4 protein-coding genes, 2 pseudogenes and 2 riboswitches are annotated in these 11,268 nt (G+C 72.2%); of the genes and pseudogenes, 2 read left to right on the top strand and 4 right to left on the bottom strand.

Annotation, left to right across the window (positions count from 1 at the left end; all coding sequences use genetic code 11):
- On the top strand, positions 1-2,559 hold a 2,559-nt coding region (locus tag AC08OP_RS10510), incomplete at its 5' end, for an ATP-binding protein (RefSeq protein ID WP_476614017.1).
- A gap of 93 nt (positions 2,560-2,652) precedes the next feature.
- Here the strand turns inward: AC08OP_RS10510 and AC08OP_RS10505 are convergent.
- From AC08OP_RS10505 to AC08OP_RS10490, 4 genes and pseudogenes are all read right to left on the bottom strand, one after another.
- Positions 2,653-3,476 (bottom strand): annotated as a pseudogene (locus AC08OP_RS10505) (methylenetetrahydrofolate reductase).
- A 233-nt stretch (positions 3,477-3,709) separates the two neighbouring features.
- Positions 3,710-3,899, bottom strand: a riboswitch (cobalamin riboswitch).
- A 111-nt stretch (positions 3,900-4,010) separates the two neighbouring features.
- Positions 4,011-5,081, bottom strand: coding sequence for a ribonucleotide-diphosphate reductase subunit beta (locus AC08OP_RS10500; protein WP_476614016.1), 1,071 nt, complete (start codon positions 5,079-5,081; stop codon positions 4,011-4,013).
- The gene (locus AC08OP_RS10495) at positions 5,078-7,507 is read right to left on the bottom strand and encodes a ribonucleoside-diphosphate reductase subunit alpha (protein ID WP_476614015.1); all 2,430 of its coding nucleotides are present in this window, start codon (positions 7,505-7,507) and stop codon (positions 5,078-5,080) included. Before AC08OP_RS10495 ends, AC08OP_RS10500 begins: the two co-directional genes overlap by 4 nt.
- Before the next feature lie 318 nt (positions 7,508-7,825).
- Positions 7,826-8,052: riboswitch (cobalamin riboswitch) on the bottom strand.
- Between the two features lie 901 nt (positions 8,053-8,953).
- Positions 8,954-9,724: a replication-relaxation family protein gene (locus AC08OP_RS10490; RefSeq protein WP_476614014.1), complete on the bottom strand. Its 771-nt coding sequence runs from the start codon at positions 9,722-9,724 to the stop codon at positions 8,954-8,956.
- 149 nt (positions 9,725-9,873) lie between these two features.
- Between AC08OP_RS10490 and tnpC the strand changes: the two are divergent.
- Positions 9,874-11,268, top strand: a pseudogene (tnpC, locus tag AC08OP_RS10485) (IS66 family transposase); the annotation flags it as partial.

The raw sequence follows: 11,268 nt of genomic DNA, 5'->3' as shown, positions 1-11,268 counted from the left end.
GTGTTCCTGGAACAGGCGGTCCAGGGGCCGCGGCACATTGAAGTGCAGGTGCTCGCCGACGGCGAGGGCGACGTCGTGCACCTGTTCGAGCGGGACTGTTCGGTGCAGCGGCGGCACCAGAAGGTCGTGGAGATCGCGCCGGCGCCGGCGCTGGACCCGGCGGTACGCGATGGGCTGTGCGCGGCGGCGGTGAGCTTCGCCCGCCACGTCGGCTATGTGAACGCGGGCACGGTCGAGTTCCTGGTCGGCGCGGATGGCCGGTTCACGTTCATGGAGATGAACCCTCGTATCCAGGTGGAGCACACGGTGACCGAGGAGGTCACCGGGGTGGACCTGGTGGGCGCGCAGTTGCGGATCGCCGCCGGGGAGACACTGGCCGACCTGAACCTGAGCCGGGAGAGCATCTCCATCCGTGGGGTGGCGATCCAGTGCCGAGTGACGACGGAGGACCCGGCGTCGGACTTCCGGCCGGACACCGGGACGATCTCGTACTACCAGTCGCCGGGCGGGCCGGGGGTGCGCCTGGACGGGGCGACCTACGCCGGTGCCGAGGTCAGCCCGTACTTCGACTCGCTGCTGGTGAAGCTGACGTGCCGGGGCGCGACCCTGGAGAAGGCGTCCCGGCGGGCCCGCCGGGCGCTGCGGGAGTTCCGGGTCCGCGGCGTGCGGACGAACATCGAGTTCCTGGCCCGGCTCGCCCATGTCACCGTCAACGGCCACCGGCGCCCGGCCGGGGTGGCGTTCACCGACCCGCGCCGGATGCTGCCGCCGCTGGACGCCGCCGGCGCGCCGGTGGCCGGCTCCCGCCAGCTGCTCGCCGAGGCCGGCCCGGCCGGATGGGCGGCCCGGCTGCGTGCCCAGACCGCGCTGGCGGTCACGGACACGACGCTGCGCGACGCCCACCAGTCGCTGCTGGCGACCCGGCTGCGCAGCTTCGACATCCTGGCCGCCGCGCCCGCGTTCGCCCGGCTCACGCCGAACCTGCTCAGCCTCGAGTGCTGGGGCGGCGCGACCTACGACGTGGCCCTGCGGTTCCTGGCCGAGGACCCGTGGGAGCGGCTCGCCGCGCCGCGGGAAGCGGCGCCGAACCTGTGCCTGCAGATGCCGCTGCGTGGCCGCAACGCGGTCGGCTACACGCCCTACCCGGACGACGTGGTGCGCGCGTTCGTCGTCGCGGCGGCGAGCACCGGGATCGACCTGTTCCGGATCTTCGACGCCCTCAACGACATCGAGCAGATGCGCCCCGCCCTCCAGGCGGTCACGGGCGAGACGGACGCGATCGCGGAGGGCACGCTCTGCTACACGGGCGACCTCACCGACCCCGCCGAGCGGATCTACACCCTCGACTACTACCCGCGCCTCGCGGAGCGGCTCGTCGAGGCCGGCTCACACGTGCTGGCGATCAAGGACATGGCCGGGCTGCTGCGCCCGCCGGCGGCGACGCGGCTGGTCACGGCACTGCGGGAGCGCTTCGACACCCCGGTGCACCTGCACACCCACGACACGGCCGGCGGCCAGCTCGCGACCCTGCTCGCCGCCGCGAACGCAGGCGTCGACGCGGTGGACGCCGCCGCGGCCCCCATGTCCGGCGGCACGAGCCAGCCGAACATGTCCGCGCTCGTCGCCGCGACCGACCACACCGACCGCGCAACCGGCATCCCGCTCGCGGCGCTGTCCGCGCTGGAGGCCTACTGGGAGGCGGTCCGCGACCTGTACGCCCCGTTCGAGGCGGGCCTGCGGGCGCCGACCGGCGCCGTCTACCGGCACGAGATTCCGGGCGGCCAGCTGACGAACCTGCGCCAGCAGGCCATCGCGCTCGGGCTCGGCGACCGCTGGTCCGAGGTCACCGAGTGCTACGCGATCGCCAACGAGCTGCTCGGCAAGCCAATCAAGGTGACGCCGACCAGCAAGGTCGTCGGCGACCTCGCGCTGTTCATCGCCTCCGGGAACATCGACCCCGCCACGCTACGGACCGAGCCGGAGAAGTACGACCTGCCGGCCAGTGTGCTCGGCTACCTCGCCGGCGACGCCCGGCGCGCCACCCTGTCGCGGCTGCTGTTCCCCGGCCCGTGGCGCGACTACGAGAAGGCCGTCGAGCAGTACGGCGACAGCTCGGTCATTCCCACGGAGGCCTTCCTCTACGGCCTGCTGCCCGGCGAGCCGGTCAGCGTCTTCCTCGAACCCGGCGCCGAGATCATCGTCGAGCTCGAAACCATCAGCGATCCCGACCGCGCCGGTATCCGCACCCTCTACCTGCGGGTCAACGGCCAGCCCCGCCCCGTCCGGGTCCGCGACGAGTCCATCAGCTCGGCGTCCGCCACCGCCCGCCGCGCCGACCCCACCAACTCCGGCCATATCGGCGCGAGCCTCCCCGGCATCGTCACCTTCGCGGTCAAGGTCGGCGACACCATCGAGAAGGGCGCCAAGCTGGCCGTCGTCGAGGCCATGAAGATGGAAGCCGCCGTCACCAGCCCCACCGCCGGAACCATCACCGAACTCGCCCGCAGTACCGGCGACTCCGTCGAAGTCGGCGAGCTCCTGCTCGTCATCCAGCCCTGATCTGGCAGCCGGCTCGCCGTCTCGCGCCGGGTCTCCGGCGTTGGCCGGCGACCCGGCTCGACTGGTCCCGCCTCGTCGTGACAGCCGTCGCGCTCAGCCCGCCGGCTGGGGAGCTGAGCCGACGAGGTTGCGGTAGACCTCCCGGGTCGCCGAGGAGCGGTTGAGGGTGATGAAGTGCAGGCCGGGCGCACGGCCGCCGGGTCGTCGGCGACCGCCTCCAGGCGGCGGGCCAGCGCTGGCGGGAAAGCGGCGCCGGACAGCTGGGCCATCCGGGTGATCTGCGCGACGTTCGTCACCGGCATCACCCCGGGCACGATCGGCGCGTCGCAGCCCAGCCGGCCGACCCGCTCGACCAGCCGGAGGTAGGCGTCGGCGTCGAAGAAGAACTGGGTGATGGCGTAGCTGGCCCCGGCGCGGAACTTGCCGGCCAGGGCGCGGGCGTCGCTGTCGAGGTCGGCGGCGCGTGGGTGCTTGTCCGGGAACGCCGCGACGCCGACGCAGAAGTTCCCGAGCCCGCGGACGAAGGTGACCAGCTCGTCCGCGTGCTCGAAGCCGTTGGGATGGCGTACCCACTCGCCGAGCGGGTCGCCCGGCGGGTCGCCGCGCAGCGCCAGGATGTTGCGGACGCCGGTACCGGCGACCGTGCCGACGATCCGGCGCAGCTCCGCCCGGGCGTGGTTGACCGCGGTGAGATGCACGATCGGCGTCAGTGACGTCTCGGTGGCGATCCGTTCGCAGATGCGCATCGTGCCCTCGCGGGTCGACCCGCCGGCGCCGTAGGTGACGGACACGAACGATGGCCGCAGCGCCTCGATCTCGCGTAGCGCGGTCCACAGCGCCCGCTCACCGTCGGGCGTCTTCGGCGGGAAGAACTCGAACGAGTAGGAGGTCGTTCCGGTCGACAGGAACTCGCTCATCGTCGCGGGGCGGGCCGCAAGGGGGGACCTCCGCTGCCTGGGCACGGTCGTCACCTCGGCGCGCAGCTCAGTGTCTGTCATGGTCGGCACCTGTTCTCACCGTCGTGGACGGGCGGTGGACGGGCGCGGCCTTGACCGGTCGACGCTGGGCGCGGCCGTACACGGGCCGGCCAGGGGTGGCCGGCCGGCAGGCGGGCATGCTCACGCTGATCGTCCTCCAGCACCTCGTGGAAGCGTCACTCGGTGCCGTGGCCGGTCTCCTGGCTGACGGGTACAGCGTCTCCGGACCGGCCTTCCCAGGCCGACAAGCAGCCCAGTGACCTCCGCGCGGACGCGGATACGGCCGGAGACTCCCGAACACAGTGGCGAGGGCCGCGCCGGCGTCACACCGGCTTCCCGAACACCACGGCCGGTTCAGGCTACGCGCGGCCCACATCGCCGACAAGGCCGCCTCACCGGTCCCGTCACGCCGGCGTCGAATGGCCGGGAGGCCCGGGCGCGGAACCCGAGCCTCCCGAAAACCGTCGGGACCGGTCAGAAGTCCTCGTCGAAGGAGACCGAACCCTCCACGGCGACCTGGTAGGACGACACCCGGCGTTCGAAGAAGTTCGACAGCTCCTGCACGTCCTGCAGGTCGAGGAACGAGAACGGGTTGGCCGACCCGAACATGGGCGCGAACCCGAGCTGACCGAGCCGGCGGTCGGCGACGTACTCCAGGTAGGTGCGCATGTCAGCGACGGTCATCCCGGCGACCCCACCGGTCAGGAGGTCCTCGGCGAACACGGTTTCAGCGTCGACCGCCTCGGCGAGCATGTCCCGCACCGCGGCCTCGAAGTCGGCGTCGACGAGGTCGGGTTCCTCGGCGCGGACGGTGCGGATCACGTCGAGGGCGAACCCCATGTGCATGGACTCGTCGCGGAACACCCAGTTGGTGCCGGAGGCGAGCCCGTGCAGCAGGCCGCGGGAGCGCAGGAAGTAGACGTAGGCGAAGGCGCCGTAGAAGAACAGCCCTTCGATGCAGGTGGCGAAGCAGATCAGGTTGAGCAGGAAGGCCCGCCGGTCGGCGCGGGTGCGCAGCCGGTCGAGGCGGCCGAGGGAGTCGATCCAGCGGAAGCAGAACGCTGCCTTGGCGCGGATCGACGGGATGTTCTCGATGGCGGCGAACGCGCGGGCCCGCTCGTCCGGATCGGGCAGGTAGGTGTCGAGCAGGGTCAGGTAGAACTGGACGTGCACGGCCTCCTCGAACAGTTGGCGGGACAGGTAGAGCCGCGCCTCCGGGGCGTTCAGGTGCCGGTAGAGGTTGAGCACGAGGTTGTTGGCGACGATCGTGTCGCCGGTCGCGAAGAACGCGACGAGGCGGTTGACCAGATGCCGCTCGGCCGACCTGAGACGGTGCAGGTCGGCGAGGTCGGTGTGCAGGTCAACCTCCTCCACGGTCCAGGTGTTGCGGATCGCCGCCCGGTAGCGGTCGTAGAACTCCGGGTAGCGCATGGGCCGCAGGGTGAGGCTCATGCCCGGGTCGAGCAGCAGCGACCGGTGTCGCGGCCCGTCCACCGCTGAGCCGGACTGCGCGGGAACCTGCTGGGGCGGGACAGTCGTCGTCACTGGCACGCCTCGCAGGTCTCGGGGTTCTCCAGAGAGCAGGCCAGCGCCTCGGCATCGGTCGTCGGCGCGGGTTGCGCCGGTCCCGAGGGTGGGCGCGCGGTCGACCCCGAGTCGGTGGGCGCGGACGCGTGCCGGCCCGCGCCGGCCGGCACGGTGGCCTGCTGGATGCGGGTCGCGGGCCGCGACCGCAGGTAGTAGGTCGTCTTCAGCCCGCTTGACCAGGCGTAGGCGTACATCGAGGACAGCCGGCCGATGCTCGGGTCGGCCATGAACAAGTTCAGCGACTGGCTCTGGTCGACAAACGGCATCCGGGCCGCCGCCAGGTCGATCAGCGCACGCTGCGGCAGCTCCCACGCGGTGCGAAACAGCGCGCGGACCTCGGCTGGCAGGTCGTCGATCGTCTGGACGGACCCATCGGCGGCCTTGATCCGCTCCCGTACCTGCGCCGTCCACAGGCCGCGGGACTTGAGCTCGTCGACGAGATAGCCGTTGACCTGGAGGAACTCGCCGGACAGCGTCTCGCGCTTGAACACGTTGGACACCTGCGGCTCGATGCACTCGTAGCAGCCGACGATCGACGCGATCGTCGCGGTCGGCGCGATCGCGACCAGCAGGCAGTTACGCAGGCCGTGCGCGGCGACCGCCGCCCGCAGCGCCGCCCACCGCTCCACCTGCGCCGGCGTCACGTCGAAGTGGTCCGGATGCAGCACCCCGCGGGCGGCCCGGGTCTGCGCGAACGCGGGGTGCGGGCCGTGCGCGCGGGCGAGCTCAGTGGACCGCTCCAGCGCGGTGAGCGCGATCTCCTCGGCAAGTCGGGTCGACAGCTCACAGGCGGCCGGGGAGTCGAACGGCAGCCGCAGCGCAAAGAACACATCCTGAAGGCCCATCACGCCGAGGCCGACCGGCCGCCACCGGGGGTTGCTCGCCGCGGCCTCGGGTGTCGGGTAGTAGTTGATGTCGATCACCCGGTCGAGGAAGGTCACCGCCGTGCGCACGGTCGCGCGCAGCGCCGCCCAATCAACCCGCGCCGCTGGATCCCCGTCGCCGTCCGCGTCGGCGGCCGGGTCTGCGGGCAGGAGGTGGCGGGCGAGGTTGACCGAGCCGAGGTTGCACACCGCGATCTCGTCATCGCTGGAGACTTCGAGGATCTCGGTGCACAGGTTCGACAGGTGGATGACGTTGCCCAGCTCGGCGGTCTGGTTGCCGGTCCGGTTCGCGGCGTCCTTGAACGTCATCCAGCCGTTGCCGGTCTGCGCCAGCGTCCGCATCATCCGCGCGTACAGATCACGGGCGGGCAGCTGGCGGACATAGCGGCCGGCGGCCTCGGCGGCCCGGTAGGCCAGGTCGAACTCCTCACCCCACAGGTCGGGCAGCTCCGGCACCGCGTCCGGATCCATCAGCGACCACACCCCGTCGGCCTGCACCCGGCGCATGAACTCGTCCGGGATCCAGTGCGCCAGATTCAGGTTGTGGGTGCGCCGGGCGTCCTCACCGGTGTTGTCCCGCAGCTCGAGGAACTCCTCGATGTCGGGATGCCACGTCTCCAGGTACACACAGGCCGCGCCCTTGCGCCGCCCACCCTGGTTGACCGCCGCGACCGAGGCGTCGAGGGTCCGCAGGAAAGGCACGATGCCGTTCGACCGGCCGTTCGTGCCGCGGATCAGCGCGCCCCGCGAGCGCACCCGGGAGAAACCGATGCCGATGCCGCCGGCGAACTTCGACAGCCGGGCGACCTGGCCGTACCGCTCGTAGATCGACTCCAGCTCGTCGCGCGGCGAGTCGACCAGGTAGCAGCTCGACATCTGCGAGTGCGCCGTCCCGGAGTTGAACAACGTTGGCGAACTCGGCAGGTAGGCCAGCGACGCCATCAGCCGGTACAGCTCCGCCGCCTCGGCGACGTCGTGCGCCAGCCCGCAGGCGACCCGCAGCAGCCAGTGCTGCGGCGTCTCCACCACCAGCCGGGTGCGCGGATGGCGCAGCAGGTAGCGGTCGTGCACCGTCCGCATCCCGAAGAACTCGAACCCGAGGTCGCCAGCCGGGTCGACGAGCGCGTCGAGCTCGCCAGCGTGCCGGGCGACGAACTCGGCCGTGCCCGCCCCGATCAGACCCAGCTCGTGGCCCCGCGCGATGCCCGAGCTGAACGAGCCGATCCCCTGACCGGCGACCTCGTCGGCGATCAGCGCGACCAGCAGCCGGGCGGCCAGCCGGGAGTACTGCGGCTCCTCACCGATCAGATCGGCGGCGGTCTGCACCGACAACCGGTCGAGCTCCTCGGTCGTCGCGCCGTCGTAGAGCCCGCCAATCGTCCGGGTCGCGACCCGCAACGGATCCACCTGATCCAGGTCGTCCGCCCACCGCGCGACCGCGGCGACGATCCTCGTCACGTCCACGGGCTCCAACGCGCCGTCACGATGACGGACGCGCATCGTGCGGCCACCAGACCCGGACATACCGGCGGCCCGCGGGACAACGGGGGAAGGTTCGGTGACGGTCAACGGCACTCCTCGCACAGGTCGTCGGACGGCTGGCACCGACGGCGAGCAAGGAGGAGGTAGGCGCGCCGGCCCGAATGGCGACGGACCCGGGCATCGACGACCGACGGCGACGGCGCGTGGCTCGGTGGCCGAACGATCACCACCCGCCACGCCGAGGCCCTCTGGCGACCGGCGAGCTGCCCGTGCCCGGTCCAAGCCCGGCACGGCGATCCCGGCCCTCCCTCGGGGCCGTCGGACCGCCACGCGCATGTCGCGCGCGGCACGCTGGCAGGTCTTCGGACTCGCGGGCACCCACCGGCGCGTCGTGACGCCGGTGAACCTACTGACCGTCGCTTCCCAGGCGCCATAGCGCCCAGTGCTCCTGACGGCGGTCGTTCCCACTCACCGCTGCGGGGCAGCCCCGGACTCCCACCGGGTTCCCTCTTACGACGACCGGCCCAGGGCAGGGCGGCCGAACCAGTGCGCGGCACACGCTACATATAAGAATCACACGACTGCAAATAACCCACATGTTGTGTCGCGCCCGACACCTCGCCGTCCGGGGTATCTCCGAGCGGAACTTGCCGAGCGTCCTGTACCGCCACCGTGAACCAGAACCTCAGCCGCCACAGCACGGCCCGGACCTCATCGCCTTCGGGCTTGGGCAGGACCTCGCCCCGTTCGAGACCCACGGCCCACGCCGCGCCAGGACAGGCCCCATGGCTGCTCGTCCTCGGTGCTGGCGAACCGCAGGCCGCACATGTTCGAACCGGGCTCACCGGCCCACGCCACAAACGACACGAGCCGCACAAGTCGCTGGCGATCATCCATGCCACCTGACTGAGGACAGTCATGATCGCGGGCCACGGCGCCCACCCCGTGCCGGACCGGAGCCGGTAGACTGATCGCCGCGGCGGCTGCCAATATTGCCAGTCACCGAACTCGGGCTTCCCATGTCCGGCGCGTCCTCCCCTGGCCGCTCCGGGCCGAAGCCACAGCACGCGCCTATGGGCCATCGGGCTGCGGCAACCCCGGGGATCGAGCAGGGTTGTTTCACGCTGCGTCCGTTCAGCGTCTCGTCAGCCAGGGGAGCGGGGCGTGTGAACTGGAGCAGACGTGACCGCCAACCCAGCCCTCACCCGGGCACTCGTCGTCGCCCTCGGCACGACGATCTCCATCATCGTCGGCCTGGTCGCCGGCATCCTCGCCCGCGCCGACGGGGCCAGCCTGCCCAGCGCGGTCCAACGCGGCGGCGGTCTCGCCGCAGCACCCGGCGGGCGGAGACCCGCCTCAACCGACCCGCCGGTCGCGGCAGCCATGCCCGTTCAAGCCGAGGGGTCCTGCCACCGGGCGCGGTACCCGGGTAGCAGGACCCCTCGGGGCCATGCGGGGCTGCGGTTAGGCCGCGAGCTGCTGGTGATCAGGCCCCGCGGGTGGCATCGGCTGGGGTGGGTGGAGTCGTCTCGGACGGCCGAGGTCACTGTCGGCTGGGGAGCTGTCGGTCAAGGGCTTGGCGGAGTTAGGCCAGAGGCTGACCAGCTGGCCCAGGCTGAGGCGACCGGTACCGGCCCGGGTCAGGGGCAGCCAGCGGGTCAGGGTGGCGTCGAGGTGCTGGTCGGGTTCGGCGAGGTCCGCGGCCGTCGTCGCGACCGGCACCCGTACTGGGTCGTCCAGGTTGCGCAGCGCCTCCGCGAGGACCTCGCGGAGGCGGGCTTCGCGGCGCAGGGTCGTCGTCCAGATCAGGACCGGCGTGTGGCTACGGGTCGCCTTCGCGAGCCGATCGTAGGCGTCGATCTTGTAGGTGAGGCGCCGGAGCGCTTCGGTACCGAAGTCCAGCTCGAGGAACCACTCGACCTGGGCGCGGCCCTGCGCCCACCGGCCATAGGCGTCGGGCCGCACGATGTCCCCGAACGAGCGGGCGCAGCGTTCCTCCGACCACCAGGCCACCAGCCGGCCCGCGGCCTCGGGCTGGCGGGCGTGGTGAACCAGCCGGGTGGACATCCCGTTGACCGCCACCCGATGCGCCAGGTGCAACGAATGGGCGATCCCCATAGCCCGGTCATGCTGGTAGCCGATCTTCTTCGGGTCCAGACCGTCCTCGTGCGCCAGAACGGCGGCGCCGGCGACGTCGAGGACGTAGTGCATGGGCGACAGGCCACTGACCGCCAACGGCTGAAAGCGGTCGCTGTTCAGCTCGGTTGGGCGGGTGTCTTCCGGATCTTGTGTGGTGATCGTTCGTGTGATCGCCTGGCGGTGGGTGGTGATCCGCTGGCGTCGCGGGTGTGGAGTCTGGTGGCCGGCCGACGTACGAGGAGCTCGTGCGCCTGCTCGCGGACCGGGACGCCACGATCGCGGCCCAGGGCAGGCAGATCGCGGGGATGGCTGAGCAGCTCGCGGCGGCCACCGAACTGATCGAGCAGCTGGCCGGGCGGGTTGCCGAGCTGGAGTGTCAGGCGGGCAGGGACAGTTCGAACTCGTCGCGGCCCCCGTCGTCGGACGACCCGTACACGAAGGCGCCGGCGCGGACGTCGTCGGGCCGGCCGAGGGGCAAGCAGCGCGGTGCGCCCGGCCAGACCCGGATGATGGTCGACGACCCGGACGAGACGTTCACGATCGACCCGCCGTCCTGCGGGGGCTGTGGCGGCTCGCTGGCCGGGGCGCCGGTGTTCGCCACGAGGCGCCACCAGGTGTTCGACACCCCGCCGGCCCCGCCCCGGCCGCCCGTGACCGAGTACCGGGTCGTGGCGCGGACCTGCCCGTGCTGCGCGGCGACGACCCCCGGGCAGCCGCCGGTGCCACTGACCGGCCGACTCGTCTGGGGCCCGCGGCTGCTCGGGCGGGCGGCGTGGCTGGTGTGCGCGCACCACCTGCCGGTCCGCCGGGCCGGCGCGGTCCTGGCTACCCTGCTCGGCGCCGCCGTCTCCGTCGGCTGGGTCGCCTCGGTGCGGGGCCGGGCCGCCCGCCTGCTCGAGACCACGTTCCTGCCGCACGTGCGGGCGCTGATCGCCGCCGCGCCGGTCGCGCACGCCGACGAGACGACCGCCCGCGCCGCGGGTGGGCTGCGCTACGTGCACGTCGCCTGCACCGAGTACCTCACCGTGATGCACACCGGGGACCGCACCGCCGCGACGATCGACGCCGGCGGCGTCTGGCCCGCCTTCACCGGTGTCCTGATGCGCGACGGCTACGCCGGCTACACCCACCTGACCGGCGCGCTGCACGCCTGGTGCGGTGCCCACACCCTGCGTGACCTGCGCGCCATCCACGACGGCGACCCCGACGGCCGCCGACGCGATGGCCACCACCCTGCTCGACGCCCACCAGGCCGCCCGCGCCGCCCACCAGGCCGGCCAGGCGGCCCTCGACCCCGAGACCGTCGCCCGGATCCGCAACCACTACCTCGGCCTCGCCCGCGGCGAGGCCGACAACGCCGGCCGGCGCAGCCCCCTGGCCCGCGCCGCCCGCACCCTGATCGGACGGATGCGCCGCCACGAGGACATGATCCTGCGCTTCGTCGTCGACCTCGCCGTGCCGTTCACGAACAACCTGGCCGAGGAGGCCGCCAGGCCCGTCAAGGTCCAGCAGAACACCTCCGGCGGCGCCTGGCGCACCCTGACCGGCCTCGCCGACTTCGCCGTCGTCCACTCCTACCTGCCGACCGCCACCACCTGGGGCCGCAGCACCCTCGACGTCCTCGTCGACCTGTTCACCAC

Source organism: Frankia sp. CeRuru1 (assembly GCF_977966315.1).
This window is presented reverse-complemented; position numbering and strand designations above follow the sequence as displayed.